This is a genomic window from Mesorhizobium sp. WSM4836 (assembly GCF_055811815.1).
Window position 1 is genome coordinate 162,724 of the sequence record NZ_JBVVQF010000011.1, and the last position, 25,983, is coordinate 188,706.

Genomic DNA, 25,983 nt, shown 5'->3' on the forward strand with positions numbered 1-25,983 from the left:
AAGGGTGCGGTTCGAGCACGGCTGCTCGGGCGCTCCGGCGCTGCCCGGGGTGGCTGCGGTGTTCGACTGCGAACCGTGGGCCAGGCACGAGGCCGGCGACCATGTGCTGTTCATTGGCAGGGTGAAGCATTTCCGGTCTTTCGCCGAGCGCCAGCCGCTTGTTTTCGGCAAGGGGCGCTACGCGTCGCTGCAGCCAACGGAGTTCACGGCGCCGCTCTGGCCGCTCGACATTCACTACTGAATTTTTGGCACTACTGATTTCTTGGCACTACTGATCCCTTGGAGGGGAAGATGATCAAGACCGGTGCACAGCATATCGAGACGCTGAGGGACGGCAGGCAGGTCTATATTAACGGCGAGGCGGCCGGCGACGTCACCGCGCATCGCGCCTTCCGCCAGACGATCCGGTCTGTCGGCACGCTCTACGACTTCCAGGCTCGGCCGGACAACCGGGAGCTGATGACCTTCGAGGTCCCCGAAAGCGGCGGGCAGCGAGCCAACCGTATCTGGCAGTTGCCGCGCAACCATCCCGATCTCGTCGAGCGGCGCAAGGCGCTGGAAGCCTGGACAGAGCTTCACTACGGCTTTCTCGGCCGCGCGCCGGACCATGTCGCCTCCTGCATTTCCGGCATGTTCATGGGGATTGAGGTCTTCGAGGCCCACGACAAGGTCCGCGCCGCGGCACTTGCCGACTATTATCGCTACGCCAGAGACAACGAGCTCTACCTCACCTACGTCATCATCAATCCGCAGGCCGACCGCTCGAAGTCCGCCGGCGAGCAGCAGGACCGCTTCCTCACCGCTGGCGTCGTCGACCAGGACACCGCTGGTCTGACGATCCGCGGCGCCAAGATGCTGGCCACCGGCGGCATCATGGCAAACGAGGTGTTCGTCACCTGCATCCAGCCGCTGCGCGAGGGCGACGAGCCGTATGCGATGTCCTTCGCCGTGCCAATGAATGCCGGCGGGCTGAAGATCTTGTCGCGCAAATCCTACGAGGAGAGTGCGACCAGCGTCTTCGACAATCCGCTCGCCAGCCGCTTCGACGAGAACGACGCGGTGCTCTACTTCGACGATGTGAAGGTTCCCTGGGACCGCGTCTTCATCAACCAGGATATCGCCATGTGCCAGCGGCAGTTCCACGCCACGCCGGCGCACGTCTTCCAGAATTACCAGGCGCAGGTCCGCCTGATGGTAAAGATGCGCTTCCTCGTCGGTATCGCCCGGCGTATCGCCGAGACCAACGGCGTCATCAACTTTCCGCAGGTGCGCGAGACGCTGGGGGCGCTTGCGGCGCAGAACACCATGGTCGACGCGCTGGTGCACGCCATGGAGATAAAGGGCCGCATGCACGGCGCCTATTTCGTGCCCCATGCCCATACACTCTATTCGGCTCAGGTGCTGACACAGCAGCTCTATGCCGAGGTGATCATGGCCTTGCGCGAACTGGCGGGTGGCGGATTGATCATGCTGCCGTCTTCTGTCCAGGATTTCGTGGATCCGGAACTGCGCAGCCTCATTGACAAGACACAGCAGTCCCCTGTCGTTTCGTCGGAGGGCCGGGTAAAATTCTTCAAGTTGGCGTGGGATGCGGTTGGCTCAGAGTTCGCCTCCCGCCACACGCAGTACGAAATGTTCTATGCTGGCGCTACCTTCGTGACAAAGGGGCACAGCTTTCGCACCTTCGACTGGGACCGCTGTACGCAACTCGTCGACCACATGCTGGACAGCTATTCGCTGGACGACCAGGTCGACCCTGCCGCTCCGGTTGCCGCTTGAGGTTGCCATGCCGATCCGAAAAGAACACAAGGAATTTCACACGATCGACATGGCCGGGCAGGGTTGGCATTCGCCGCCTGGTTACCCGCCCGGCATCGAGCAGAAGATTCTTGCCGGCCGGCTTGACGAGGTTGGCAAGACAGGAAACCGCACGCGGCTGCTGCGGTTCTGGCCGGGGGCTTTTACCACGGTGCCGTTCGTGCACGATTACTGGGAAGAGGTCTATCTGATATCGGGCGACCTCATCGTCGGCCAATGTTCGCCCGAAGCGCCGTCGCTGAGTTTTGCCCCGAATACCTATGCCTGCCGCCCGCCTGGCGTCTATCATGGCCCCTTCCAGTCGCAGGCCGGGTGCTTACTTCTCGAACTGCACTACTACGAGGCTTAGCCTGTACGAATGCTGTTCGCGCAGCAGCGAAGCTGCAAGGTCCCGCCACCGGTGGCGGCATCCATTGCATGGCGCAGGCATTGAAGCGCGAGCCGGCGTAAGGCGGCACGCGCCTACAGCACGACGAGCTTTCCCTTGCGCAGACGCCGGGCGCAGCGATAGGCGAGGTCGGCGGCGACCATGTCTTCCATCGCGATGCCCATCGCCTTGTAGGTGGTGATCTGTTGATCCGAAACGCGGCCCGGCGCGCGGTCGAGCAGCATGGTGCCAAGCTCGGTGCCGAAATCCGGGTTGAAGCCGGCAAGCTCGCAGGAATCGACCGGGGTCGGTTTGAATGCATCCTCGGTTTCGACAAAAAGACTAGATTTGTCGATGAGCTCGATCGGCATTTCACCGCCGGGCGGCGCCACCCCGACCGACGAGACATGCGTGCCCGGCTGGATCCAGCCTGCGTCGATCACCGGCTGGTAGGAGTGGGTCGCCAGGCACACCACGTCGGAACTGCGCACTGCCGCCTCGAGGTCGGCGACCGCCACCACCGACGGATGCAGCCGGGCAAGCGCTGCCGCATCGTCGAAGCGCTTCGAAGCGACGCGGATTTCGGTAAAATCGCGCACCAGCGGCAACAGATGCAGGTGCTGGTTGGCCTGCACGCCGGCGCCGACCACTGTCGCGATCCTGGCATCCCGGCGGGCAAGCGCGCGCACCGACAGCACGGCGGAGCCGGAGGTTCGCACCGCGGTTATGAAGGTGCCGTCCATGATGCAGACCGGCAGGCCGGACAGCGGATCGAACAGGCTGATGGTGGCGAGATGGCTGGGCAGGTTCTTGGGTAGATTGCCTTCGAAGACATTGACGATCTTGACGGTCAGGTTCATGCCCTCCATCCACGCCGGCATGGCGAGGCTGTAGCCGGCTCCGGGGATGTCGAGCTGTGGTCGGGGTGGATTGACGACCTTACCTTTTGACAGCGCCTTGAAGCCGTCTTCCAGAACATCGAGAAGCTGGCTGAGGTCGATGCACGCCATCACGTCGGCTTCGCTCAGCACCAGGATCTCGGTCGCTCCCTTGCTGATTTCCGCCGCACCCTTGCCGGCTGGGCTGAACGCTTCCTTGGTCATCCTGCACTCCTTTTGTTCGTCTGAAATCGGCTCACCACATTTGCTTTTAGTGGGTGAGGCAAGCGCAGGCTATTGCGGGGCTTAATGTGATGAAATACGTTGATTTTGGCATCTCTGCGTGAAATCAACACACAAAACCCTGAGATAGCGTGGATTGTGAAATGGGCGATCTCGACCAGATAGACCGCAGCCTGCTTAGCCTGCTGCAGGAGGACGGGCGCCGGACGACGCTTGATCTGGCCGGGCGTGTCGGGCTGTCGCCGACCGGAACCAGCCAGCGGGTGAAGCGCCTGTTCCGCGACGGGTTCATCACCGCGATCAGAGCCGTGCTCGATCCGCGCAAGGTCGGCAGGGGAACGCTGGTGTTTATCGAGGTCCGGCTGGACCACACGGCGCCGCATGTCTTTGACCGTTTTGCCGAAGCCGTGGCGAAAGCCCCAGAGGTTCTGGAGTGCCACATGGTGGTTGGCGGCTTCGACTATCTGGTCAAGGCGCGGATCGCCGATATGGCGGTGTTCCAGGATTTCCTGCAGCGGGTCATCCTGCCGCTGCCGGGCGTGCGCGAAACGCACACCTTCGCTTCCATCGCCGATGTCAAGCCGAACGCCCTCTTGCCCGTCTGATCAGATAGAGGAGGAACACTGTTCAGGGCGACTTGGATCGCATCTTCGCCATCTTATCGGTCCCCCTCGGTCGCTCGCCCCTAGCCCGCCTTCCGGTGCAGGATGCCGGAGACCGGCGCTAGCCTTGCGCGGTCAGCAGGTTTGCGTCGCGCGCGAGCCGCCACTCGCCATCCGCCCCCTTGCGCAGGAGCGTCAGCGCATATCCCGATCGATGGACCGGCTCGCCGTTCGGCGGCGTCGCGGTCATGTCGATGCGGCTGCGGATGAAGGCCCAATTGCCGAGGAGCTGCAGTTCCACGATATCGCTCGTGCCGTCGATATGAACACCTGCCGCCTCCTGCGCGGCTGCAGCGAAGATTTCCTTGTCGAAAGGTTCCCGGCCAGGAACCATGAAGATCGCGTCGTCGGTCATCAAGCTGAGGACGGTCGCAATGTCTCCGTGCTTGCTCGCATCCATCCACGTCTCGACCAGCTTTCGGATTGCTTTTTCGTCGTCCGTCATCCGTTACCTCCCTGGCATCTCGCCGTCATCGATAGCGCACGGCGCTCCTCCCTCGCTGAAACATAGGGCTTAGGTCGCTCTCGTCATCGATTGCAGTTTCATCGACGTCACGCGACGTGGGGCATGGCCCGTGAAACGGCAGGTCCGCGCCGTCCATGTCTATCGCCAGCCACCCGAGGCGGTGATGCGCTCGCCGGTCAGCCAGGACGCTTCGTCGGAGGCGAGGAACACCGCGACGCGAGCGATGTCGTCGGGCTGGCCGAAGCGGCCGAGCGGGGTCATTGCGACGATCTGTTTTTCGAAGTCGCTGCCGACGATGCCGATGCGCTCGAGGCCTTCGGTGTCGACGCCGCCGGGCGCGATGGCGTTGACGCGAATGTTGCGGGCGCCGAGCTCCCGCGACATTGACAGCGTGATCGTGTCTACCGCACCCTTGGTGGCGGCGTAGACGAGCGAGTTCGGCTGCGGATTGCGGCTGGCAACCGAGCTGATGTTGATGATGCTGCCGCCGCCCGGGCCAAAATGCTTCACGGCAGCTTGCGTGGTCAGAATGATGCCCAACACATTGGTGTCGAACTCGCGGTGAAACTCGGCCTCGGTTACCGCTTCCAGCGGCTCGAATGCGAAGACGCCGGCATTGTTGACCAGTATGTCGAGCCCGCCGAACGCCGATTTCGCCGCCTCGAGCAGGCGGCGCACGTCGGCCGCTTGCGACACGTCGCCCTGGGCGGCGACGGCGCGGCCGCCACGGTCCTCGATCTCGGCGACGACGCGGTCGGCGCCTTCCCGTGACGAGGCGTAGTTGACCACCACCGCGGCGCCGGCCGTGGCAAGACCCTTGGCAATGGCGGCGCCAATACCTTTGGAGGCGCCGGTGACGATGGCGACCTTGCCGTTCAGCTTGCTCATCAAATCTCTCCTTTGTCGATGACGAGCGGTATTTAATGGCGCTCAAAAAGCGTATTAGGATGCCCACGCTCTATTCTTTCGTGCCTGGAACTCCGGAATGACTACCATCCTCGAAAAGACCGCCGGTCTCGTCGCCTTCGTCCGAACCGTCGATGCCGGCTCGTTCCATGCCGCCAGCCGGCTGGTCGGCTCCAGCCCGTCGGCGGTATCGAAAAGCGTGGCGCGGCTCGAGCGCCGGCTCGGCGTCAGGTTGATCCAGCGCTCGACGCGTCGGCTCGGGCTGACCAGCGAAGGCCTCGCCTATTACGAGCGGGTGGCGCCGCTGCTCAGGGCGCTGGACGATGCCGAGGACATCGTCCAGATGGCCGATACGGCACGAGGGCTGCTGCGTGTTACAGCGCCGGTCGAACTCGGTCGCGGCCTGATCGCGGCATGGGCGCAAGCGTTCCTTGCCCAGCATGGCGAAGTGAAACTCGAGCTCAGTGTCACCGACCGCCACGCCGACCTGATCCGCGAAGGCTATGACGTTGCCGTGCGCATGGGAGCGCTATCCGACACCGGGCTGGTCGCGCGCAAGATCGCCAATCTGCCGATCGTGCTGGTGGCCTCGCCGGCCTATGTCGAGCGGCGCGGCCGTCCGGCATCGGTCGAGGATTTACGGAACCACGAATTCGTCCGCTACCAGATGGCCGGCCGGCCTTATCCGGTCACGTTTGCCGACGGTACGATGATCGTGCCGGATGGGCGGTTCGATACCGATGATGGTGGTGCCATCCGCAATGCAGCACTTGCCGGTGCCGGCATCGCGCATCTGATGCGATTTGCAGTGCAGGGCGATCTCGACGCGGACCGCCTGGTCCGCATCCTGCCCGAGGTGGCGATGCCGACCATGCCGGTGCACATCGTCCATGCGTTCGGGCGGCAGCTGCCGGTCCGGGCGCGGCTGTTCGTCGACTTCCTGGCGGGCCAGATGGCGGCGCTGACGCGATAGGGCAGGCGGAATGACCTCCGCAGTCGATCCGATGCAGTCGCCAAGCAGGATCTTGCCCCGTCACCAGCTCATCAGAACGTAATCTTCACTGACTCGTCGCTGCGGTTGGCCGGGCCGTGATGGACGGCCTCGATATTGTTGCCGTCGGGATCGAGCAGGAAGGCGGCGTAATAGCCGGGATGGTAGGATCGCTCGCCCGGCGCACCATTGTCGGTGCCGCCGGCCTCAAGCCCGGCCTTGTAAAACGCATCGACCATCGCACGGTCCTTGGCCTGGAAGGCTAGGTGATGGCGCCCGGTCAGCTTTCCCAGGGCCGGCGGGCTGTCGGGGCTGGAAATGAACAGCTCGTCGGCCCAGAAATAATCATCGCCGGCGCCACCGATCGGTATGCCGAGCACGTTGAGAACCGCCTCGTAGAAGCGCCGGCTGGCCTTGAGATCCCTGACCACCAGCTGGAGGTGATCGATGAGACGGCCTCGATGAAGTTCCATGCCTGATAGCTCCTGATCGCCAGGCTGGAAATCTAGCTCAGGACCAGCACGGTCAATGCAAGGGAGCAATTGAGTGGCGCGATTTCCTGACTGGATAAAAAATGCAACCGGATTGTCGGATTCAAAACATCTCGAACGTCCTTCGGACGCAAGCGGCTCGGCGAAGTTCGAAAACGTCGTGCCGTATCAACGCTTCCGGCATGGGAGAAAATTGAAATGAGCCTTCCCTATCGTTGGGTTATCGTCGCGGCTGGCGCGCTGATGACCTGTGTCGCCCTCGGGGCGATGTTCTCGCTGGCGATCTTCCTCGAACCGATGGCGCTCGACACACAATGGTCGCGCGGCGGCATATCGAGCGCGATGACGCTGAATTTCCTGGTAATGGGCCTCGGCGGCTTCGCCTGGGGCGCGATTTACGACCGCTTCGGCGCCCGCATCGTCGTCATGACCGGGGCCGTGCTGCTTGGCCTGGCGCTGGTCCTGGCCAGCCGCACCGGCTCGCTGCTCGTTTTCCAGCTGACCTATGGCGTGCTCGTCGGCCTCGCGGCAAGCGCCTTCTTCGCGCCGATGATCGCGCTGACCTCCGCCTGGTTCGACACGAACCGCAGCCTTGCGGTCTCGCTGGTCTCGGCCGGCATGGGCGTGGCGCCAATGACCATCTCGCCCTTCGCGCGCTGGCTGATTTCGGCCTATGACTGGCGCACCGCGATGTTCGACATCGGCATCACGGCGTGGGTGCTGCTTCTGCCGGCCGTGCTTCTGGTACGCCAGCGGCCCAAGCCCGCTGCCGACGGCGCTGCCCCGAGCGTTGCGGCCGAGGGTGGCGGCATGACGGTTCCGCAGGCGCTGCGCTCGCCGCAATTCATCGTGTTGGGGCTGACCTTCTTTGCCTGCTGCGCGGCGCATTCGGGGCCGATCTTCCATATGGTGAGCTATGCGATGCTGTGCGGCATCGCGCCGATGGCGGCGGTCAGCATCTACAGCATCGAGGGCCTGGCAGGGCTGGGTGGCCGGCTGCTTTATGGCGTGCTCGCCGATCGGCTGGGCGTCAAGCCGGTGCTGATCACCGGGCTGGCCATACAGGCCGTGGTCATCGCAGCCTATCTGGCGGTTAGTGAGCTTGGTCAATTCTACACGCTCGCCGTCATCTTCGGCGCCACCTATGGCGGCGTCATGCCGCTCTATGCGGTGCTGGCGCGCGAATATTTCGGCCAGCGCATCCTCGGCACGGTATTCGGTGCCGTAACCATGCTGTCCAGCCTTGGCATGGCTTTCGGCCCGCTCGCCGGCGGCATGGTGTTCGATGCCTATGCCAGCTATTCCTGGCTGTTCATCGGCTCGGCCCTTGTCGGGCTTGGCGCGATGGCGATTGCGATCGCCTTCCCGCCGCTGCCGCGCAGGGAGTTGCAACCGGCTTAAAGCTGGATCGGCAGAAAAGGGCGGCCGCTTGGATGGCAAGCGGCCGCGATCCAAAATAGCTGGCAGTGGTTGTTCGGCATTATGAAACCGAATTGCTATGCCCGCAGAGGCACCACTTCGGCGCCGTCAAGCGTGTAGCGCGCATAGCGGAAATCACGAATTCTCGCCAATCTGTCGCCCGCCCATTCCAGCAGGATAAAGTATTTCGGCCCTCCGGCTGAGTCGTCCGGATCGATCACCAGAATGGCTGGCCGCCGATCCACCAGGCCTGACCGCAGCCGCCAATCGTGGATACCCGCGTAATTGTGGAAGTACCCGCCCACTTTCGTGCGCCCGCTCGCCCGGAGCCGGTTGACGAGGTCAAGCCGCACGTCCTCGGCCAGCATGTCGCGGATCGCATCGAAGTCGCGGGCGTTGAACCGCTCCACATAGGGCCAGACGCGCCCGCTCGGGCTCGGCCAACACCGGAACAGGCCGATCGTCAGGCTCGCCGGCGACTTCGCGCAGGCGCAGACGGCCGCGATGCAGCGCGGCTTTCACCGCCGGAACGCTGCTGTCGATAATGTTGCCGATTTCTTCGATCGTATAGCCGAGCACATCCATGAGGATGACGCTGCTACGCTGCGCCGCGGGCAGGCGCATGAAGGTCTGCAGGCTTGCAGCCGCAGTATGCCTGCCCTCGGCCGACATGCCGGGGTCAGGTATCGTGTCGATATCCTCGACGGCATGCGCGGCATCCACCCTGGCGCGACGGCGCAGGTGGTCGAGCGCTTGATTGTGCGCGATGCGAAACAGCCAGCCCTCGACATTGGCTATCGGCCCGGTCCCGGGGAACGCCTCGAGGGCCTTGACCGTAGCTTCCTGGATGACATCCTCGGCATCGATCACCGAACCGGTCATGCGGGCACAATAACGGTGCAGTTTCGGCCGCAATTCGCCGAGCAGCCGATCAAACGGCTCCCGTCCTTCTGGCGTGCCGATTGCGGATCCGGTCATCGCACAAGGGTCGATTTCATGCGTGTCTCCCAGGACAGAGGCGCCCGCCATCGGGCGCAGCGTCCTATAGACGCTCGACGATGGCAAAAGGATTCGGTCGAAAAAACTTTCTTTAGCTGGAATCCTTTGGTGGTGTCTCCGCGTCTCTGCAGCGTGGGCCTTGGAACCTAGCGGGCCCTTTGTTCAAGCCGGAGGCATCCATAGTCATGAGCAAGCAAAGTGCGGGATCAACGAAGGTCTGGGTTCTCGCCCTCACGTCGATAGGCTCCTTGATGGTCGTTCTCGATGCGATGGTCGTCGCGACCGCATTGAGTACGATGCGGGTCGAACTCGATGCCTCGCTGGAGACGCTGCAATGGACGATGAACGCCTATAATTTGAGTTTTGCCGTCCTGCTCATGACCGGGGCCGCGCTCGGTGACCGGTTCGGCCGCCGCCGCATCTTCATCGCCGGATTGGCGCTGTTCGTCGCAGCGTCCGTTGCCTGCGCGCTCGCTGGAAATGCCGGATTGCTGATTGCGGCCCGTGCGGTTCAGGGCGCGGGTGCTGCAATGGTCATGCCGCTGGCCATGGCGCTGCTGAGCGTAGCTTTCCCCCCGGAGGAACGGGGCAAGGCGCTGGGGATCTTCAGCAGCATCACCGGCCTGGCCCTGATCATCGGTCCGATGGCGGGCGGCGCGATCTCCGAAGGCCTCTCCTGGCACTGGATCTTCTGGCTCAATGTTCCGGTCGGCATCGTTCTCATCCCGCTGGTGCTGCGTCGGGTTCCGGAGAGTCACGGGCCGGGCACGGCAATCGATGTCCTCGGCGTCGCCCTGGTAACTGCGGCTGCATTTGGAGTGGTCTGGGGTCTGATGCGCGGCAACATCGTAGGCTGGAGCAGCTCTGAAGTGCTGTCGGCGCTGACGGCCGGGCTGCTTCTCGCCATCGCATTCGTCCTTTGGCAGTTGCGTACCCGTGAGCCCATGCTGCCTTTGCGGTTCTTTCGGGCGCGCGCATTCTCCTCGGGCGTGGGGGCGAACTTCCTGCTCTGCGCCGCCATGTACGGCCTCGTATTCCTGTTGCCGCAGTTTCTGCAGTTCGCCCAGAGCCGTGGGCCGCTCGGCGCCGGCATGGGATTGCTGCCCTGGACCGCCACGCTTTTCGTGGTCGCACCGATCGCCGGCAGCCTGATCAATCGCGTCGGCGAGCGCTGGCTTGTCGTGGCCGGATTGATCCTGCAAGCGGCTGGAATGGCTTGGCTGGCGCAGATCGCAGCACCTGATCTGCGCTACATCCAGCTGGTCGCCCCGCTGATCATTACCGGTGCCGGCGTATCGATGGCCATGCCTGCCGCCCAGAATGCGGTCCTCAATGCGGTCGCGCGGCCGGAAGTCGGCAAGGCCGCCGGCACGTTCAACACATTCCGCTTCCTCGGCGGCGTGTCGGGTATCGCGATCGCCGGTGCCGTGTTTGCCGGGACCGGAAGCTTCGCGTCCCCCGACGCGTTCAGTGATGGCTTCACCTCGGCAATCGACATCTCCGCTCTGCTCTCGCTCGCCGGTGCGCTCGTCGGAATGGGGCTTCCGGAGCGTCGCGCAGTGGCGCTCGCGAACGCCAGCAAGGAGGCGTAACTCGGAGGCGGGCTGGAGGCTCGCGCGCTTGCTCCCGCTGTTGTCGCGCTAACAGCTGCCGCGCCAGCGCAGCAGAAAGGTCGCCGAGCATCGGTCGCCAGCCAGTCCTGTGGGGCAGTCTCTACCCACCCCAAGATCGGTCCGTACGGGCGACGAACATGCTGCATCGCAGCACCTGCCGCCGATATCGGCGGGCCAAGGCAGCGCGCGAAAATCGTCAAAAATGGACATTTCCGGCTGTTTCCCGTTGTTTTTGTGCTTTATTAGCCGCGCCTCACGTTCCTGTTTCAAAAGCGTTAACTTTTTGTGTTGCGTTGCACAATGGAGGCTCTATTCTGCGTGAGGGGGGCGCTTCCGATTGGAAATGCGCCGTGAACGATGCCGCCATGTTGAAAAATTGGCAGTTTCGCCGTCCCGCCGGCGCACGCCGCTAATGGGAAATGCGCGCGACATCCAATTGGACGCACTGAGGGCCATCGCCGTGACGATGGTGCTCTACTCCCATTTCTTCGCGGCGGGCGGGTCCTCGTTCTGGGGCCATATCGGCGTGCGTCTGTTCTTCGTGCTGAGCGGCTTTCTGATCACCCGACTGTTGCTGGAAGCCAGAGCGGCCGCCGAATTCGAAACCGGACCGGCGCTGAGATCCTTCTATATCAGGCGGGCGCTGCGGATATTCCCGCCCTATTTCGCGGTGCTGGGTTTCGTCTGGCTGGTGGACCTTGAGCAGTCCAGAGGCTCGCTGGTCTGGCATGCGCTCTATCTGTCGAATTTCTGGTACGCAGCGCAGAATGAATGGACGCCCTGGCTGCTCTGCCATTTCTGGAGCCTGAGCATCGAGGAGCAGTTCTATTTCGTCTGGCCTCTGATCGTCCTGCTGGCGCCACGCCGACGTCTCGAAGCGATCTGCATCGGCGTCATCGGGCTGTCGCTGGCCTACCGGTTTTATTGGCCGATCGCGGGAACACCCGCTTTGGCGCGCGACCTGCTGCCGCCGGCGTCGATGGATGCGCTGGCGTCAGGCGCGCTGCTTGCCGCCTACCGGTCAAGAGCAGCTGGCTTGCCGCAATGGCTTCGAGGTGGCTGGCCGGGGCTCGCGGTGGCGTTTTTCTTTTTGCAGTGGTTTGCACCGGCGCCGGCAAATCCGGTGCAGGAATGGGGCCTCTGGCTGCTGTTGCAGATCCTGCCTCTCGTACCGCTGGTGGTCATCGTTGCAAGCTGTTCGACAGGGTTCGGCGGCCGCGCCGGAAAACTTCTCGAACTGCCGCCGCTGCTTGGCCTTGGCCGCATCAGCTACGGCGTCTATCTCTACCATCCGATAGTGCTGTCGCTCGTTGTGAAGTCGCAGCCGTGGATCCCGCTCAACGTTTCGGAACAAGGGCCGGGACGGTTTCTGGTGGCGGGAATGGCGACGCTCATGCTGGCCTCTGTGTCGTGGCTGCTTTTCGAAAAGCCGCTCAACAGCCTAAAGCGCTACTTCCCCTATGCTGCCCGGAGAGACCGCGCCGGCCTCCCGGCAGGCATCGACGCCGGCAATGCCGGATGGCTCGCGGCGGGTGCATATCTGGGCAGGCCGCTTGATGGGGCATCGCGCTTGCCACGCAAGCTGCAACGAACCGATCGGGGCTGACCATGGCTGCTGCTCCCTTAGTCTCCGTTCTGATGCCGATCTACAATGCCGGACCTTATCTCGCCGCTGCGCTGGGCAGCGTCCTGCGCCAGGATTACGAGCGCCTGGAGGTCATCGCCATCGATGACGGCTCGACAGACAACTCGCTGCAGATCCTGCAGCAATATCGCCAGGCCGACGATCGCATCTCGATCATCTCACGCGAAAACCGTGGCCTGATCGCAACTTTGAACGAAGGCCTGGCCGTGGCCCGCGGCGATCTGGTCGCCAGGATGGACGCCGACGACATCGCCTATCCCCGGCGCCTGTCGCGACAGGTCGCGCTGTTCAACGAGCAGCCTGACCTTGCGCTGTGCGGTGCAGGTTTCGACACCTTGCTCGGTAACCGCATCGTCAGGGGTTCGCCCGATCCGATATTCCAGGACAATAGCCTACGGATATTGTCGATGTTCTTCACGATCTTCATGCATTCCACCGTGGTATACAACAGGAATGTCATAGAAGAAGACGTTCTATATTATGACACGAGCTACAAGCATGCCGAGGATTTCGACCTGTTCAGGCGGCTGACCGACCGTTACCCGGCAGCCATGATCCCCGAAAGCCTGATCGCCTATCGTATCCATGACGAGAGCGTGACCAACAGGCACAAGCGCGAAATGCGCAGGACGCATTTGAAGATCGTCGCCGAGAACCTCGAGCGCGAAGGGCTCGCACAACAGACGCAAGCCCTCCGCGACATCGGTGACGTCCTGTCGATGGAGACGGTTCGCCGTGCCGCCGAATGGATCCTTGCGCTGGAAGAAAGGATTACCGCCCTGCCGGCCGAGGCGAGGCCGAGCTACCAGGCCGGCACGCTGAACCTGTTCTATTTCCTCTATCAGCTGATATCGGGAGAAAGACAGCCGCTGCTGATGTACGAATTCCTGACGCGGACGGCGAAATGGAAACTCATCCGGCGCCGCGAGCAGTACGTGTTTCGCACCGGTGCCTTCGCGCCGCGCTTCAGTCTCGTCTCGATGTCGGTCACCAGACAGGTGGATGCCCTGTCGCGTTATCTGCAGTCCGTGCCGGCCGCGGCGGTTTTGCCTTCCCATCAGTTGAGCTAGCAACGCATGTTCGTCAAATCGCACCAGCTCCAGCAGCGCGGCCGCTCGACGGTGCCGGCGGCCATGTCGCCGCGGCCGCAGCATGGACCGGCGCCGGCGGTCAGCTTCATCGTCTGCACACGCGACCGGGTCGCCGTACTCGAGCCCTGCATCAGGTCGATCCAGGCCGCGTGTCGTGCCTATGCCGACCTTGCCGCCGAGCTGGTGGTTGTCGACAACGGCTCGACCGACAGCACCGCCAAACGGCTGGCCAGCATCGCCGAACTGTCGGATATCCCGTTCACCGCCATTTGCGAGCCGCGACCCGGATTGGCGGCCGCGCGCAACGCCGGGCTGGAGCGGGCGCGAGGCCGCGTGCTGGTCTTCGTCGACGACGATTGTGCGGTCCACCAGGATTATCTGCGCGATCTGCAGCGGCACTATGCGGCCGGCGAACGGGTCATCCGCGGCGGTCGCGTCGAGCTTGGCGATCCTCGCGACCTGCCGTTCACCATCAAGCGGTCGCCAGTGCGCGCGCGGCTGACGCCGGAGGTCCATCCCGGCGGCTTCGTGCTTGGCTGCAACATGACGATGCACCGCGATGTTGCCGCCCGCATCGGGCGTTTCGACGAACGCTTCGGCGCCGGCGGCCCGCTGCGCTCGGCCGAGGATACGGATTATCTGGTGCGAGCGGTGCTGCTTGGGATTCCGGTCGAATATGTGCCCGACATGACCATCTATCACCATCACGGCCGGCGCGACCGCAAAGCCATCGAAAAGCTGCATCGCGACTACTGCATGGGCAATGGCGGGCTTTGCCTGAAACACATCCGCCGCGCGCCATGGCTGCTTCGCCATTTCTACTGGTCTATGAGGGCGGCCTTGCGCGAACTGAGGAAAGGCCCGCTGTTCGACCGCGAACTCAAGCTGTCGCACTGGCCGATCATCGGCATGAACTTACTTGGAGCGGCCAAGTTCGCGGTGCTTTTTCTGGCGAAATCGCCAAAGACAACGGAAGTGCGACAGGAGCAACAGGCAAATGCCGAGGCGAGGTAATCCGCTATCATGCGACTGACAAGCCTGCCGATGCTGCGCCGCGCGCTCGGGCAAAAGCAGATGCGCCTGCTTCCGGCCGTGGTGGTGCTCGGGCTGCTAAGCGCCGCGCTTGAAGGTTTTGGTATCGGCCTGATCATCCCGTTGCTCAACATAATCATGGGGCAGGGGCAGACCGGCATGGCCGGCTTTTCCGCCGTCTTCCAGCATGTCGGCGCGAGCCTGAGCGAGCGCGACCGGCTGATCGTCATTTCGGTCGCCATCCTCGGTTCGATCGTGCTGAAGAACCTGTTCGCCTTCGCCAACACGCTGCTGACCACCTTCATCTACGGCAAGGCAAGCCATTCGATCCGCAGCGCGCTGTCCGAGCAGCTGCTAAGGGTGGGCTACCCGTTCTTCCTCCAGCAAAGCCCTGGACGGCTGCTCAACGTCATCTCCAACGAGTCCTGGCGGGCCTCGGATGCCATCCAGATCACGCTCGGAGCAATCGTCAACGCTTCGGCCGCGATCATCCTCCTGACTTTCCTGCTGCTCCTGTCGTGGCAGATGACGCTGCTGGTCACGGTGGGGCTGGCGCTAGTGCAGGTCGCGCACGCCATGCTGTCGGCCAATCTGAAGGCGCCGAGCCGCAGCGTCGCCTCCCGCAACAGCCAACTCGCATCGCAGATGCTGCATCTGGTGCATGCCGGGCGGCTGATCCGTATCTTCGGCCAGGAGCAACGCGAGAAGGCGGCATTCGACCGGGCATCGGATGCGGTGCGCCGCGCCGCCTTCGTGCTTTTGACGCGCCAGGGAGCTTTGCCGCCGCTGACCGAGGTTCTGCACGCCATGCTGTTCCTGGCGGTGGTGATCGGCGCCTGGTTCGCCAATGTTTCCTTCCCGCTGATCGTCGCTTTCGTCATCCTGCTCTACCGGCTGCAGCCCTACATGCGGTCGCTGCAAATGGCCTGGAGCCAGCTGCAGGGCCTGAGCGGATCCCTTGAAGAGGTGACTTGGATGCTGGACCCATCCGACAAGCCCGCGCCGCCGCAAGGCGACGCAGCGTTCCCCGGGCTGAGCCAAGGCATCAAATTCGAGGACGTCGCCTTTACCTATTCCGGTTCGGAACAGCGCGCGGTGGTGCTGCATGCGGCGAGCTTCGACATCCGCAGCGGCCGCTCGACGGCGCTGATCGGCCGCTCGGGCGCCGGCAAGACGACGATCGTCAATCTGCTGTGCCGCTTCGTCGAACCGGATAGCGGCAGGATCGTCGTCGATGGATCGCCTCTGGACCGCATCGACCCCAGCCAATGGCGAAAGCACATCGCGCTCGCCAGCCAGGAGCTGGAACTGGTCGACGGCACGATTTTCGACAACATCATTTACGGCCAGGACGCGGCTTCGGCCGACGACGCCGAGCGCGCGGCAAAACTGGCCGAAGCGCATGGCTTCATCGAGCAACTGCCGCAGGGCTACAGGACGGTCGTCGGCTACCGCGGCGTCAATCTCTCGGCTGGACAGCGGCAGCGGATCGCGCTGGCCAGGGCCCTGGTGCGCGATCCCGATATCCTCATCCTCGACGAAGCCACCAATGCAGTTGACGGGCTGTCGGAAGCGGCGATCGTCGAGACGCTCAAGTCGCGGGCCGGCCGCCGCACCACCGTCGTCATCAGCCATCATCGCAGCACCATCTCGTTCTGCGACGACGTCGTGATCCTGAGCCACGGCCGCGTGAAGAAGCAGGCGCCGTTCGCCGCGCTTGCGACGCTCAGCATGGACGAGCTTTACCAGCACGAGGCGCTGGAGGGCTGAGGGCGACCCCGCTGCGTACGCGCGCTGGGGGTCGTCTCGGATGTCAAGCCAGGTCGAGCATCTCACGGCGAGGAAGAGCTCCGCCACGCTTCTCTGCAGGATTTCGGGGACGATGAGCGATCCCGAGCTTACCCCGCTTTCGATCTGGAGCGTACAGAAGCAAGGGTCTGCCCGCCAAATCCAGCAATGGCAGGCAGACCCTAATCAGCGCATCCAGCAATGGCAGGCAGACCCTAATCAGCGCATGAAGGGACTGATTCTGCGCCGATGTCTCCTCGAGGAGGTGACCCCATCAACTGAAGACGAGCGCAGTTGTTCCCGACGCCGGCCGTACACAAGACCATTGCGCAGGCAGGTCAGACTTAGGTCCCTGTAAACGAGCATCGCTGGCTGTGAGTGACCGGCTCGGCGCTGATCACGGGCGGTGATCGACCCCCGCACGACTGATGCGGAGGGGCGCTTGCATTGCTGCGGAATCCACTGGCGCCAAGTAACGTTGCCAAGCGGTACGGGGCTCAGCGGTCGTCAAGCTGTTGCTAATATACAGCACAGACAGCGCGCTATGAACGGCGTCGCTTGGAACCGCTACCTCCGACCAGCCGTTAGTGTCACAGTGACGAAATCAAAAAGTGAGGCTGAGGATGGACCCGCTGCAAAACAACACGTTGGAGATCTGGTGTCTTGCGGCCGTTCCGCTGTCGCTGCTCCTTACGGTGTTATTAGCCGGATTTATTCTTTAGCTGAAGCCAACGAGGCCGACTTGGCCATCGTGCAAGCGTCGCTTGGCGATCAGCCGGCAAGATGGCATCCCGGCTATTTTTTGGGAGCCGTTACCAACTGGATTTGTCGGTCGCCGGGGGCGCTTTTGCGCGCAACCACGACCCGATCGCGACCCTCACCCTTGGCCTCGTAGAGCGCGTGATCCGCGGCATTTGTGAGTTCGGCCCAGCCGGCTCCGTGGTCAGGGTAAGCGGCCACCCCGAACGAAACGGTAACAGTACCCAGGGTCCGGCCGCGATGCGCCAGATGAAGCTGCCTGATTGCCTGGCGCAGCGCTTCTGCCCGCTCAGCGCCTTCTTCAAGCGAGCATCCCGGCATCACAAGGGCGAATTCCTCACCGCCATAGCGCGATACGACATCGCTATCCCTGGCATGCTCGATCAAGGTGGCGGCGACCTGCTTCAACACCAGGTCACCGGCCTCGTGGCCGAACGTGTCATTGAACTGTTTGAAATGATCGACGTCGAGCATCATGACGACCAACGGTTGACCGGAGCGCTCCATCCGGCGCAGTTCACGGCTGCTGGTCTCCTCGAGATAACGCCTGTTGAACAGACCGGTGTTCGGATCGCGGATCGATTGCTGCCGCAGCGTCTCGCGCAGGCGCAGATTGGCCAGTGCCAATGCCAGCGTGTCGACGACGCCGCGCAGGATCTGCTGCCTTTCAGCTAGCCATTGCGGTTTGTCAGCCGCATTCGGCTCACACAAATGCAGGATGCCCAGTGTTTCGCCTTGCGCCGCCAGCGGCATGCAGACGTAGCCCTTGCCGCCATTCTCGGTGATATGGGCGCAACGCGGCGACAACATGCCCGGGCCGGCGACATGCTCCTGGCCGCGCCGCAACGCCCAGCAGTCTTCCGGCGCAAATTGGCCAGCGCTCGACCGGACGGCGCCCCAATGCGCCACCTCTTCCACCAGGTTGCGCGAGGCGCTGGTCAGGTGGACGGTTCCGCTTAAGCCGCCGAGGAACTCTGCCATGGCGATGCCGACCACTGAAAACGCTTCAGGAAACGTAACGCAGGCCTGCAGCAGCTCCCCCAGCTTCACCAGACGGGACGTTGTTTCCGACTTCTCGTGCAATTCCCGGTTCAGCCCCGCCAGCTCATCGGCACGCTCGTTCACAACGCTCTCCGCGCGGCGCAGTTCGCTGATGTCGTTGAGCGTCAGGACGAGGCTTCCGTCCGACTTGCTGAGCGGACTGCAGCTCGCGATTACCGGCAAATGCGAGCCGTCCAATTTGGTTAAGCGCACTTCGCCCTGGTGTTGGCGGCCCGATGCCAAGGCCAACTCGACGGGAGACGTCCCGGCGGCGAATTCGCCGCCTTTCGGATCACGTATCGTCATGACCGAGCGCCATTCCTGGCCGACGATCTTGCTGGCGCGCCGCCCGATCATCGAGGCCGCCGCGGGATTGACGCTGGCAATCCGGCCATCACCGTCGAGGACAGCGATGCCTTCGGCCGCCGTCTCGACGATATCCTCGATATGGGCTCGCGCCGCTTCCAGCTCGGCCGCCATCATGTTGAAGCCGTGCGCCAGCTGCCCGAACTCATCCTTGCCGGTGTAGCTTATACGCGTCATGGCTTCGCCTTTTGCCAGCGATTCCATGCCTCTCATCATGCCTGAAAGGCCGGTGCCGAAACGACGCAGCAGCACAGCGGCGAATCCCGCCGCAACCAGCGTGGCGGCTATGGCGCTGAGGCCAACCAGCCAAAGCATGTTGCTGGTGCGCCGTTCGGCATCGCCTAGCAACGGGTCGTATTCCAGGAGCACGGCCCCGACGATCGTGTCCTCGGGATATTCGATCGGAACGACCAGCATGTCGTTGGCCTCATGAACATCCTCAAACCTGCGGGCGATGCCGTCTTTCAGGGTATGGCCGACTTCATCGCCGGCGTCGTGATCGAACTTGTCGCCGGCCTGATGGTCTTCGTCGGAAGCGTGGGCCAGAAGGATCTTGTTGCGGTCGACGACTAGGAAATCCCTGCGCGAACCATGGTGCTGATGCTCCAGAAACTCCCGGAGCGCTTCGGGTCGCTCGAACAGCGAAGGCGCCCCATCGGATGACCTGAAGACGATGGTGTCGGCCAGTTCGCGCGCGACATTGGTCGCTTCGGTCAACCCCAACGCCCTGATCGCTGCCATCTGCGTGAGAATCGCAACGCCGCCGACCACCCCGATCAAAGCCGCGGCGGCCATCATGCTGAGAAGGATCTGGCTTTTGATGCGCACGTCACAGGCCCACTGAGAACGACAGCATCATAGATGCCCGATCGAGCCAGCATTTCATTTCCCGCCTTTTATTACCAAATGCTTATCAACGTCCTAACGATAAGCCTGCCCGAAGGGCGGGTTTTTGCCCCGCGCCGGTCCGAGGCGACTGCCCGCGCGCCCCTTTTCGAGGGTGCACATCCAACCTCGCACAGCCCCGGTACGTTTTTTACACAATCCCTGATTGGTGGACTCGCACGCCGCCATCGACGTTAATTTTGCGTTAGCGACAGGAGGGGGAGATCGCTAAAGGGAGGAAGAAAATGAAAGAAGACTACGATCTGACGATCGACTACGACGACGACAAACCTTACGATAACAAGCCTTACGATCTAGCCACATTCGCAAGGAAGCACGGGCTCAACATTCGAGCCGCCGAGCTTCTTCTTTTCGCCAAAGGCCCGTCTCGAGCGGCCTGCGATGCCGGGGCCAGGGCTTTTCTGGCGGCAGTCGCCGCACAAGCTATGAGACAATCGGCGCGGTAGGTCTCACAAAGCCATTGCTGACACGGCCTGCCGTGTCAGCAACCCAACGGACAGCGCTGGAAATTCCGGGCCGTTTCCAACAAGATGCCTGAGCATCCGGGGACGGCCTGAAATGTGCAACCTTTACAATATTACGACCAGCCAGCAGGCCATCCGCCAGTGGACCCGCGCCTTGCGCGATATCCTCGGCAATCTCGAACCCTCCATCGACATCTATCCCAACCAGCCCGGCCCGGTGGTGCGCAACGCGCCGGAGGGCGAACGCGAATTGGCCAATTTGCTGTGGGGCATGCCGACGCCACTGGAGCGCGTGAAGGGCAAGGCCGACTATGGCACCACCAATATCCGCAATCCGCAATACGGCCATTGGCAGCAATATCTCGGCATCGAGAACCGCTGCGTGGTACCCGTCACCAGCTTCGCCGAGCTCAGCCCGACGCCCGGCGACAAGGACCCCGAGACCGGCATTCAGCGCAACTACTGGTTTGCACTCGGCGAGGACCGCCCGCTGTTCTTCTTTGCCGGCCTGTGGACGCGCTGGCAGGGCATTCGCAAGGTCAAGGACGGCCCCGCCGATCACCAGGTCTATGGCTTCATGACGACCCAGCCCAACGCGCTGATCGCGCCGATCCACGAGAAGGCGATGCCGGTGATCCTGACCACGCCGGAAGAAACCGAGACCTGGCTCACCGCGCCGTGGTCGGAGGCAAGGCACCTGCAGCGCACGGCGCCCGATGATGCGCTGGTGATCGTCGAAAAGCCGGCGACACAGATCAAGTTTCCGCCGCAGGCACCGCCGGCGCAAGGCTCGTTGTTTTAGCGCTTGAACTTCTGCAGCACCCAGATGTAGCCCTTGGGCGGATGGTCCTGGTCGATGAACTGCGTCTTCACGGTCGTGTCCTTGCGGCTGCATCGCTTGGACCTGAACCTGATGGCTTCCAGCGGCTTGTTCCAGCCCACCACCTGGGCCACGTCATTGGCCCTGAACCGTCCGACATGGTAGCAATGGCCGCATTCCACGATAAGCAGCATGTTGGCCTTGGCGGCACGTCCAACGCTGTCCATCGGCCCGGCCATGGCTCATTTCCGGGTCGAGTAATCCTCGGGGAGGGGAAGCAGGCCAAGCTCCGCCATCCGGTAATCGGGCTCCTTCTCCGCTACGCTGGCCAGCACCTCGTGCAATTTCTCGACAAGCCCGCAAAGCTGCCAGAACAACTCGCCATGCGCCTTCAGATGCAGCTGCGACGACAGCACCGTCCGGCGCAGGGTCAAAGCGTCCCTGATGATCGCCTCCGCATCCCTCGCCGACAGCCTGTCGAACCGGCTTTTTCGTCTGCCCATCGCGGTTCTCCTCGATATGTGAGCAACCGCCCCGCCTGCTGACAAATAGGAAGGCATTCCTCGCAGAGTCAATTCGCCCTTGACTTTTTTGTTCCCGTTTTGTTCAATTCAACAGGAACGCTCGGAGGCACCGCCATGGACCACATCGTGACACTGGACAGCCGGCAGGAGGCTGCCCTTCAAGCCATCGCCGAGAAGTTCATTGCGCAGCACAAGGGCGATGCGGTGAAGGCGCTGAAGCAGATGATTGTGCTGAATGGGCATTTGCAGGAGCGGCTGGATGCGGTGGAGGGAGCCTACCGGGCGAGAGTCTAGGTGCTGGAACAGACCGAGACGTTTCCGAACCTCAACAAGAAGATCATCCGCGACATCATCAGTTCCACTCGGCTGAGCCTACGCCGATGCCCTACGCTCCAGCGCCCGTCCCGTAGATATTCTCTCGCGAGCCGAACAGCATCGTTTTGTTCTACTCGCGGGCGACCGCCATGGGCGTCCCCACCTGCTTCCGGACTAAGGCTTGGTGGACGCACCATGTTCGTTCGATGACATCTTTGGCCTTGTCATCAACAATGGCGCGTGCAGCCGTCAAGAGATGACTCATGTGTTCCGTATCATTCGTCGGAGCCCAGTGCGAGGACGGCTGCCAGGCTGATGGTCCGGCTTGAGCAGTTCGCATTTAGGTTGAGCTCTACCCAGCGTTTTCGATGTAGTTGTGGCACTCGGTAGGTGTTACAGCATCGAGGATTTCGGCGATGGCGTTGTGTACGGCCTCGATGCTTCGTCTGGCGGCGCCGGCCTGGATACTCAGCCACCTCACCGTACCTGTAGCGACATGTCCCTGGAACATGACGTCTAGCGCCGCATACCCTGCTCCCGAGATTGCTGACTGCCGGACAGGCTAGAAGCCCGCATCCGGTGCTGCCTCCATAAAAACTGGTCGTGATTGAGACAACTTTACCGGCTCAAGAAACGAACCCTCAACAGGCAGTCTCTACATTAGGTTAAGGGGGTGCTATGCGTGTAACCGAATTAACCGAACGATTTTGGCGTGCAGAATGCGGCAACCTCGCCGTGGTGTTTGCATTGGTTTTGCCGGTCCTGCTTTTGGGCGTCGGAGTGGCGATAGACTTTGCGCGCGTGAGCCGAACTGCTCAACAGTTGCAGGAGGGAGCTGACGCCACGGCCCTTCAGTTGGCCGTGGCAAAGGCGAACAGCAGCGACATGGCGTCGGAGGAGCTTCAGCAGAACGTTGATACTTTCGCCAGCTCCACCTTTGTGGCCACGCAAAGTCCCTATGGTGGTGACGCCCACCAGACGGTTAAATCAACCAATCCCACAATCGTGACGGTTGTATTGCACCAACCGCAGGAATTGGCCTTCTCGGCAATCCTTGGCCTCGATAAATTTGATATCAGCCGAAGGGCAACGGCGATTGCCTATCCTAGATACCCTGTCTGTCTTCTCGTGTTAGATCAGTCCGCCTCGAAAGCATGGTCGAATTCGGGGACTTCATCGATAAATGGCCAGAAGTGCGTTGCGCAGGTGAATTCAAGATCGGGGTCTGCGCTGGCCACGAATGGCTCATCGTCGGTCAGGACATTGGTGACGTCGGTCGTCGGCCCCTCCGGGCCGTCTCCCGGCTTCAACCCTCAACCACTTTTCAATCAGAAAGAGCTGGCAGATCCCATTATCTCCCGACTGGTCTGGCCAACAGACAATGTCTGCACCTACAATAATCTGGTGATCAAAAACGGCACCGCAAATCTCACTCCCGGCACTTTTTGTGGAGGGCTCACTCTATCGGTCGGAGCGGTGGTCAATCTTGCCGCGGGAACATATGTTATCAGGACGGGAGGTCTTTCGCTCTCCTCCGGAGCGGTTCTCGATGGAGCTGAAGGTACCACCATCGTTCTACTCGATGATCAGGCAACCACCACAATGCAGGCCGGCGCCAAGCTACGCCTTACGGCGCCGACCAGCGGCCCGTGGATGGGGATCGCGCTAGCTCAAAAACCCCAAAGCGTGGAGAGAACCTCGACGCTCATTGGCGGAGGCGATACAGATCTAGGCGGCATAATCTATCTGCCGTCACAAAAGCTTTTTCTTATAGGTGGCGGTGCATTGTCGACCGACAGTAAGCCTCGCATCTTTGTCGTCAACCGGATCGACATGAACGGCAATGGCTCAATTTATCTTGCTGGCGCAAGTGATTTATTGACAACGAATTCTGCTACCAGACTGATGAATTGAAGGTGCTGTAGCCGGGACAACGAGGTTCGTTGCGGGTGACGCCGGCGTAAGGAGTCGGTGATGTGCACGACCTAACACAGAATTCATTCGGAGAGCAGGTGGCAATGGTCAGCCCGGCGCAGCGAGGGGCCTCACCTCTCGGTCACGAAATTCGTCCGCATTTCGGTCACGAAATTCGTCCGCAGAAAAGCGTCGAGCCTTCGATTCCGCTCTCGAGCCGGTGCTCGATCCCGGCCGAGCCAAGACCAAGAACCGGGCAGCTCTGGGCCTATGTGCGTGATGATCGGCCAGGCAGGGAGCCGACCGCCGGGCGTCGCCTATGTCTACGTACCCGACCGGAAGGCCGAGCGTCCGATCGCTCATCTCGCAGGCTTCACTGGAATCCTGCAGGTCGACGGCTATGGCGGCTATCGTGTGCTGGCCGACAAGAGCGACGCGACGCTCGCCTTCTGCTGGGCACACGTGCGCCGACGCTTCTACGAACTCGCCGCGGCCGGTCCCGCGCCGATCGCCAGCGAGGCGCTGAGACGGATCGCCGACCTCTATAAGATCGAGGAAGATATCCGCGGCCGATCGGCCGATGAACGCCGTGCGATGCGTCAGGAAAATGGCCGCGCTATTGTCGCCGATCTTGAACCCTGCGCGAAAAGCTCGCCCTGATCAGCCAGAAGACAAAGCTCGCCGAGGCGATCCGCTATACGCTCTCGCGCTGGCAAGGCCTCCCGCGCTTCCTTGACGACGGTCGCATCGAGATTAACGGCAACACCGTCGAGCGCTCGATCCGCGCTCTTCGCTCGCTCAGACGGCGGTGCCGAACACTGCGCGGTCATTGCGTCGTCGACGACCTGTTGCCTTGGGCCTACATCCGGGCGCCCGAGCTAAAGGCCGTGGCCTGAGAACACCGCTTACCCATGTTCTCGTAAAGTGTCCGGCGCAGAGATACGTGGCCGCCGTCAGGCTCAGGTTCCGCCAGGCGTGCGGCGCAACTGGCTGGCGGGCACCGGCCACCAGCGCCCCCTCAATGCCTCTTGAAATACTGCACCTCGCGTTCGTGCTTCTCGGCGGCCTCGCGGGTATCGAAGGTGCCGAGATTGCGGCGCTTGCCGGTCTTTTCGTCCTTCTTGCGCGAATAGAGGCGGTATTTTCCGTCTTTGAGTTTTCTGATCATCTGTCACTCCCTGAGCCGCTGCTTCCCCTTGAGGTTGCGCGCGGCTTGTTCGATCGCCGCCCGGTCGTTTCCCAGCCTGTCGATCAGCTCCTGCGCCTGTTCGCCCGATATGCCGGTGCGCACAGCCAGGGCCTCCACCGTCAAGACGTCGGAGCTCGCGACCTCGCGGGTTTCCGGCAGGGCGTCGCCCGCCGTCAGTGGCAGGGCTGCCTCCCTGTCGATCTCGGCCTCGGCCCGGTGCCAGTGCCGCTCGGGATCGCCATGGATCCCGCCTTCACGTTCCCAGATTTGGTATGCGCGCTCACGAATCTTGTCTTCCCTGTCGTCGCACATGTTGATTCCTCCTTTGGGTGTCGGATGAACGCCGCGCCAACCCGAACGATCCAAGAAATCTGCGTGATCCGCGCTGCCTACTCGCACTGCCGGCGCGGGCCACCGGAATAGGGCTGATAGCTATTGTCCTCCGGTCGGTACGACCGGTAGCGGCTGAAGCAATATTGCATGTGGTCGGATGAGAACTCGGTGGCGCCGGGTTCATCCGATGGCGGGTAGCCCTCCGCCGCCGACGTATCGCTCGCCTCGACGTAGCTGCCGTCATCGCCGGCGTCGAGATAGGGCGAGATGCAGGGGCGCTGTTGTCCGCTGTAGGACGTGTAGCGGTTGTCGTCCGGCCGGTAGGAGCGGTAGCGGCTGGCGCACCATTCGACATGGGCGGCGGGCAGCGTCTGCTGCTCTTCCATCGCCGGTTTGATGGAGCCGGTGGCGGTGGTGTCGGGTGTCGAAGCTGCGGCGGTGTCGGCGGGTTTGGAGGTGCGATCAACTTCCGAGGTGGGAACGGGGACCGGGCGGGCGGGAAGGCGCTCGAGGCGCTGCGAGGCCGGGTTCACCGGGCGCGGATCCTTGGCCCACAGTTCGGCGACGCTGGAGGCCGGGGCGGCCGGCCGCACCGGCTTGGCTATCAGTAGCCAGGTGGCGAAGGCCAGACCGCTGGCGAATACGGCGAGCGTCAGGACGAAGCCGCCAAAGATTGCGAACAAAGCTTTCATGCCGCGCTCCTTCGCCTCCCGGTTAAGGAAATGCGGGGGCGGGGAATCCGGTTCCAGGAAAGAGGCGTGGGGGAGGGCACCTAAAGGAAGGCCCCTCTCCGTGGGGGGGGGGGCGCGCCCCCCCCCCCCCCCCCCCCCGGGGGCCGGCCCCCCCGCGCGGGGGGGGGGGGGGGGCGAGGGCAGGAATACATCGACGCGCGAGCCAAAGCGGATCAGTCCGAAGCGCTCGCCGGTGCCGATGACGCCGCCGG

The 25,983-nt window shown here is 62.7% G+C and carries 26 protein-coding genes and 2 pseudogenes; 17 read left to right on the top strand and 11 right to left on the bottom strand.

The features are described from left to right. Window positions 1-4: 4 nt before the first annotated feature. From AC0L2P_RS15525 to AC0L2P_RS15535, 3 genes are read left to right on the top strand one after another with little or no spacing between them, the layout of a single operon-like run. Window positions 5-241, top strand: coding sequence for a flavin reductase family protein (locus tag AC0L2P_RS15525; RefSeq protein WP_473502185.1), 237 nt, complete (start codon window positions 5-7; stop codon window positions 239-241). 50 nt (window positions 242-291) lie between these two features. Further along, window positions 292-1,779: a 4-hydroxyphenylacetate 3-hydroxylase family protein gene (locus tag AC0L2P_RS15530; RefSeq protein WP_473502187.1), complete on the top strand. Its 1,488-nt coding sequence runs from the start codon at window positions 292-294 to the stop codon at window positions 1,777-1,779. Between the two features lie 7 nt (window positions 1,780-1,786). Beyond that, complete coding sequence (locus AC0L2P_RS15535) at window positions 1,787-2,167, top strand: cupin domain-containing protein (RefSeq protein WP_473502188.1); 381 nt, start codon at window positions 1,787-1,789, stop codon at window positions 2,165-2,167. 113 nt (window positions 2,168-2,280) lie between these two features. Here the strand turns inward: AC0L2P_RS15535 and AC0L2P_RS15540 are convergent, their stop codons facing one another. Then, window positions 2,281-3,288, bottom strand: a complete 1,008-nt coding sequence (locus AC0L2P_RS15540; RefSeq protein ID WP_473502189.1) for an ornithine cyclodeaminase family protein — start codon at window positions 3,286-3,288, stop codon at window positions 2,281-2,283. A gap of 161 nt (window positions 3,289-3,449) precedes the next feature. On the opposite strand from AC0L2P_RS15540, the gene AC0L2P_RS15545 reads away from it, so the two are divergent. Further along, window positions 3,450-3,911 carry an Lrp/AsnC family transcriptional regulator gene (locus AC0L2P_RS15545; RefSeq protein WP_473502190.1) on the top strand — a complete coding sequence of 154 codons (462 nt, stop codon included), beginning with the start codon at window positions 3,450-3,452 and terminating at the stop codon, window positions 3,909-3,911. Between the two features lie 118 nt (window positions 3,912-4,029). Here the strand turns inward: AC0L2P_RS15545 and AC0L2P_RS15550 are convergent, their stop codons facing one another. After that, complete coding sequence (locus tag AC0L2P_RS15550) at window positions 4,030-4,413, bottom strand: YybH family protein (protein WP_473502191.1); 384 nt, start codon at window positions 4,411-4,413, stop codon at window positions 4,030-4,032. Window positions 4,414-4,572: 159 nt separating this feature from the next. Beyond that, entirely contained in the window at window positions 4,573-5,322 is a 750-nt protein-coding gene (locus tag AC0L2P_RS15555; protein ID WP_473502193.1) for an SDR family NAD(P)-dependent oxidoreductase, read from the bottom strand. Between the two features lie 97 nt (window positions 5,323-5,419). Here AC0L2P_RS15555 and AC0L2P_RS15560 point away from each other — a divergent pair, with 97 nt between their 5' ends. After that, the gene (locus AC0L2P_RS15560; protein WP_473502194.1) at window positions 5,420-6,313 is read left to right on the top strand and encodes a LysR family transcriptional regulator; all 894 of its coding nucleotides are present in this window, start codon (window positions 5,420-5,422) and stop codon (window positions 6,311-6,313) included. Window positions 6,314-6,384: 71 nt separating this feature from the next. On the opposite strand, the gene AC0L2P_RS15565 is transcribed toward AC0L2P_RS15560, so the two are convergent. Beyond that, a complete protein-coding gene (locus tag AC0L2P_RS15565) occupies window positions 6,385-6,804 on the bottom strand; it encodes a VOC family protein (RefSeq protein WP_473502195.1) in 420 nt (139 codons plus the stop codon). A gap of 216 nt (window positions 6,805-7,020) precedes the next feature. On the opposite strand from AC0L2P_RS15565, the gene AC0L2P_RS15570 reads away from it, so the two are divergent. After that, window positions 7,021-8,223, top strand: coding sequence for an MFS transporter (locus tag AC0L2P_RS15570; RefSeq protein WP_473502196.1), 1,203 nt, complete (start codon window positions 7,021-7,023; stop codon window positions 8,221-8,223). A gap of 95 nt (window positions 8,224-8,318) precedes the next feature. Here AC0L2P_RS15570 and AC0L2P_RS15575 read toward each other — a convergent pair. Further along, a pseudogene (locus AC0L2P_RS15575) lies at window positions 8,319-9,219 on the bottom strand (sigma-70 family RNA polymerase sigma factor). A 206-nt stretch (window positions 9,220-9,425) separates the two neighbouring features. Between AC0L2P_RS15575 and AC0L2P_RS15580 the strand changes: the two are divergent. The 6 genes from AC0L2P_RS15580 (at window position 9,426) to AC0L2P_RS15605 (ending at window position 16,391) form a co-directional block, all read left to right on the top strand. Beyond that, on the top strand, window positions 9,426-10,832 hold the full coding sequence (locus AC0L2P_RS15580; RefSeq protein ID WP_473502197.1) for a DHA2 family efflux MFS transporter permease subunit: 1,407 nt from the start codon (window positions 9,426-9,428) through the stop codon (window positions 10,830-10,832). A 158-nt stretch (window positions 10,833-10,990) separates the two neighbouring features. Further along, window positions 10,991-11,266: a hypothetical protein gene (locus AC0L2P_RS15585; protein WP_473502199.1), complete on the top strand. Its 276-nt coding sequence runs from the start codon at window positions 10,991-10,993 to the stop codon at window positions 11,264-11,266. Beyond that, window positions 11,266-12,459: an acyltransferase family protein gene (locus AC0L2P_RS15590; protein ID WP_473502201.1), complete on the top strand. Its 1,194-nt coding sequence runs from the start codon at window positions 11,266-11,268 to the stop codon at window positions 12,457-12,459. Before AC0L2P_RS15585 ends, AC0L2P_RS15590 begins: the two co-directional genes overlap by 1 nt. Window positions 12,460-12,461: 2 nt before the next feature. After that, window positions 12,462-13,568 (top strand): glycosyltransferase family 2 protein, encoded by a 1,107-nt coding sequence (locus AC0L2P_RS15595; RefSeq protein WP_473502202.1) that lies wholly within the window; start codon window positions 12,462-12,464, stop codon window positions 13,566-13,568. Window positions 13,569-13,574: 6 nt separating this feature from the next. Then, window positions 13,575-14,603 (top strand): glycosyltransferase family 2 protein, encoded by a 1,029-nt coding sequence (locus AC0L2P_RS15600; protein WP_473502204.1) that lies wholly within the window; start codon window positions 13,575-13,577, stop codon window positions 14,601-14,603. 9 nt (window positions 14,604-14,612) lie between these two features. Then, window positions 14,613-16,391 (top strand): ABC transporter ATP-binding protein, encoded by a 1,779-nt coding sequence (locus AC0L2P_RS15605; protein ID WP_473502205.1) that lies wholly within the window; start codon window positions 14,613-14,615, stop codon window positions 16,389-16,391. Between the two features lie 813 nt (window positions 16,392-17,204). On the opposite strand, the gene AC0L2P_RS15610 is transcribed toward AC0L2P_RS15605, so the two are convergent. After that, window positions 17,205-19,403, bottom strand: coding sequence for a sensor domain-containing diguanylate cyclase (locus AC0L2P_RS15610; RefSeq protein ID WP_473502206.1), 2,199 nt, complete (start codon window positions 19,401-19,403; stop codon window positions 17,205-17,207). Window positions 19,404-19,705: 302 nt separating this feature from the next. Between AC0L2P_RS15610 and AC0L2P_RS15615 the strand changes: the two genes are divergently transcribed. Beyond that, a complete protein-coding gene (locus AC0L2P_RS15615) occupies window positions 19,706-19,927 on the top strand; it encodes a hypothetical protein (RefSeq protein WP_473502207.1) in 222 nt (73 codons plus the stop codon). 112 nt (window positions 19,928-20,039) lie between these two features. Further along, a complete protein-coding gene (locus tag AC0L2P_RS15620; protein WP_473502208.1) occupies window positions 20,040-20,747 on the top strand; it encodes an SOS response-associated peptidase in 708 nt (235 codons plus the stop codon). Here AC0L2P_RS15620 and AC0L2P_RS15625 read toward each other — a convergent pair. Next, on the bottom strand, window positions 20,744-21,004 hold the full coding sequence (locus tag AC0L2P_RS15625) for a hypothetical protein (protein ID WP_473502210.1): 261 nt from the start codon (window positions 21,002-21,004) through the stop codon (window positions 20,744-20,746). The genes AC0L2P_RS15620 and AC0L2P_RS15625 overlap by 4 nt on opposite strands. Before the next feature lie 3 nt (window positions 21,005-21,007). Beyond that, window positions 21,008-21,268, bottom strand: coding sequence for a hypothetical protein (locus AC0L2P_RS15630; protein WP_473502211.1), 261 nt, complete (start codon window positions 21,266-21,268; stop codon window positions 21,008-21,010). Window positions 21,269-21,403: 135 nt separating this feature from the next. Between AC0L2P_RS15630 and AC0L2P_RS15635 the strand changes: the two genes are divergently transcribed. The 3 genes and pseudogenes from AC0L2P_RS15635 to tnpC form a co-directional block, all read left to right on the top strand. Continuing rightward, window positions 21,404-21,583 (top strand): hypothetical protein, encoded by a 180-nt coding sequence (locus AC0L2P_RS15635; protein WP_473502212.1) that lies wholly within the window; start codon window positions 21,404-21,406, stop codon window positions 21,581-21,583. A gap of 699 nt (window positions 21,584-22,282) precedes the next feature. Further along, complete coding sequence (locus tag AC0L2P_RS15640) at window positions 22,283-23,518, top strand: pilus assembly protein TadG-related protein (protein ID WP_473502213.1); 1,236 nt, start codon at window positions 22,283-22,285, stop codon at window positions 23,516-23,518. Between the two features lie 202 nt (window positions 23,519-23,720). Continuing rightward, window positions 23,721-24,370 (top strand): annotated as a pseudogene (gene tnpC, locus AC0L2P_RS15645) (IS66 family transposase); the annotation flags it as partial. A gap of 166 nt (window positions 24,371-24,536) precedes the next feature. On the opposite strand, the gene AC0L2P_RS15650 reads toward tnpC, so the two are convergent. The 3 genes from AC0L2P_RS15650 to AC0L2P_RS15660 all read right to left on the bottom strand — a co-directional run bounded on the left by AC0L2P_RS15650 (window position 24,537) and on the right by AC0L2P_RS15660 (window position 25,732). Further along, window positions 24,537-24,686: a hypothetical protein gene (locus AC0L2P_RS15650; RefSeq protein WP_023677295.1), complete on the bottom strand. Its 150-nt coding sequence runs from the start codon at window positions 24,684-24,686 to the stop codon at window positions 24,537-24,539. Window positions 24,687-24,689: 3 nt separating this feature from the next. Next, a complete protein-coding gene (locus tag AC0L2P_RS15655; RefSeq protein ID WP_473502214.1) occupies window positions 24,690-25,019 on the bottom strand; it encodes a DUF2934 domain-containing protein in 330 nt (109 codons plus the stop codon). Window positions 25,020-25,096: 77 nt separating this feature from the next. After that, the gene (locus AC0L2P_RS15660) at window positions 25,097-25,732 is read right to left on the bottom strand and encodes a BA14K family protein (RefSeq protein ID WP_473502215.1); all 636 of its coding nucleotides are present in this window, start codon (window positions 25,730-25,732) and stop codon (window positions 25,097-25,099) included. Between the last annotated feature and the right edge of the window lie 251 nt (window positions 25,733-25,983).

What these genes read in the sequence shown, in the direction of transcription:
- AC0L2P_RS15560 (WP_473502194.1), top strand. Translation starts at nt 5,420, where the DNA reads ATGACTACCATCCTCGAAAAGACCGCCGGTCTCGTCGCCTTCGTCCGA.
- AC0L2P_RS15545 (WP_473502190.1), top strand. Translation starts at nt 3,450, where the DNA reads ATGGGCGATCTCGACCAGATAGACCGCAGCCTGCTTAGCCTGCTGCAG.
- AC0L2P_RS15590 (WP_473502201.1), top strand. Translation starts at nt 11,266, where the DNA reads ATGGGAAATGCGCGCGACATCCAATTGGACGCACTGAGGGCCATCGCC.
- AC0L2P_RS15625 (WP_473502210.1), bottom strand. Translation starts at nt 21,004, where the DNA reads ATGGCCGGGCCGATGGACAGCGTTGGACGTGCCGCCAAGGCCAACATG.
- AC0L2P_RS15600 (WP_473502204.1), top strand. Translation starts at nt 13,575, where the DNA reads ATGTTCGTCAAATCGCACCAGCTCCAGCAGCGCGGCCGCTCGACGGTG.
- AC0L2P_RS15580 (WP_473502197.1), top strand. Translation starts at nt 9,426, where the DNA reads ATGAGCAAGCAAAGTGCGGGATCAACGAAGGTCTGGGTTCTCGCCCTC.
- AC0L2P_RS15530 (WP_473502187.1), top strand. Translation starts at nt 292, where the DNA reads ATGATCAAGACCGGTGCACAGCATATCGAGACGCTGAGGGACGGCAGG.
- AC0L2P_RS15555 (WP_473502193.1), bottom strand. Translation starts at nt 5,322, where the DNA reads ATGAGCAAGCTGAACGGCAAGGTCGCCATCGTCACCGGCGCCTCCAAA.
- AC0L2P_RS15630 (WP_473502211.1), bottom strand. Translation starts at nt 21,268, where the DNA reads ATGGGCAGACGAAAAAGCCGGTTCGACAGGCTGTCGGCGAGGGATGCG.
- AC0L2P_RS15570 (WP_473502196.1), top strand. Translation starts at nt 7,021, where the DNA reads ATGAGCCTTCCCTATCGTTGGGTTATCGTCGCGGCTGGCGCGCTGATG.
- AC0L2P_RS15550 (WP_473502191.1), bottom strand. Translation starts at nt 4,413, where the DNA reads ATGACGGACGACGAAAAAGCAATCCGAAAGCTGGTCGAGACGTGGATG.
- AC0L2P_RS15585 (WP_473502199.1), top strand. Translation starts at nt 10,991, where the DNA reads ATGCTGCATCGCAGCACCTGCCGCCGATATCGGCGGGCCAAGGCAGCG.
- AC0L2P_RS15595 (WP_473502202.1), top strand. Translation starts at nt 12,462, where the DNA reads ATGGCTGCTGCTCCCTTAGTCTCCGTTCTGATGCCGATCTACAATGCC.
- AC0L2P_RS15620 (WP_473502208.1), top strand. Translation starts at nt 20,040, where the DNA reads ATGTGCAACCTTTACAATATTACGACCAGCCAGCAGGCCATCCGCCAG.
- AC0L2P_RS15535 (WP_473502188.1), top strand. Translation starts at nt 1,787, where the DNA reads ATGCCGATCCGAAAAGAACACAAGGAATTTCACACGATCGACATGGCC.
- AC0L2P_RS15605 (WP_473502205.1), top strand. Translation starts at nt 14,613, where the DNA reads ATGCGACTGACAAGCCTGCCGATGCTGCGCCGCGCGCTCGGGCAAAAG.
- AC0L2P_RS15650 (WP_023677295.1), bottom strand. Translation starts at nt 24,686, where the DNA reads ATGATCAGAAAACTCAAAGACGGAAAATACCGCCTCTATTCGCGCAAG.
- AC0L2P_RS15640 (WP_473502213.1), top strand. Translation starts at nt 22,283, where the DNA reads ATGCGTGTAACCGAATTAACCGAACGATTTTGGCGTGCAGAATGCGGC.
- AC0L2P_RS15660 (WP_473502215.1), bottom strand. Translation starts at nt 25,732, where the DNA reads ATGAAAGCTTTGTTCGCAATCTTTGGCGGCTTCGTCCTGACGCTCGCC.
- AC0L2P_RS15655 (WP_473502214.1), bottom strand. Translation starts at nt 25,019, where the DNA reads ATGTGCGACGACAGGGAAGACAAGATTCGTGAGCGCGCATACCAAATC.
- AC0L2P_RS15615 (WP_473502207.1), top strand. Translation starts at nt 19,706, where the DNA reads ATGAAAGAAGACTACGATCTGACGATCGACTACGACGACGACAAACCT.
- AC0L2P_RS15635 (WP_473502212.1), top strand. Translation starts at nt 21,404, where the DNA reads ATGGACCACATCGTGACACTGGACAGCCGGCAGGAGGCTGCCCTTCAA.
- AC0L2P_RS15540 (WP_473502189.1), bottom strand. Translation starts at nt 3,288, where the DNA reads ATGACCAAGGAAGCGTTCAGCCCAGCCGGCAAGGGTGCGGCGGAAATC.
- AC0L2P_RS15565 (WP_473502195.1), bottom strand. Translation starts at nt 6,804, where the DNA reads ATGGAACTTCATCGAGGCCGTCTCATCGATCACCTCCAGCTGGTGGTC.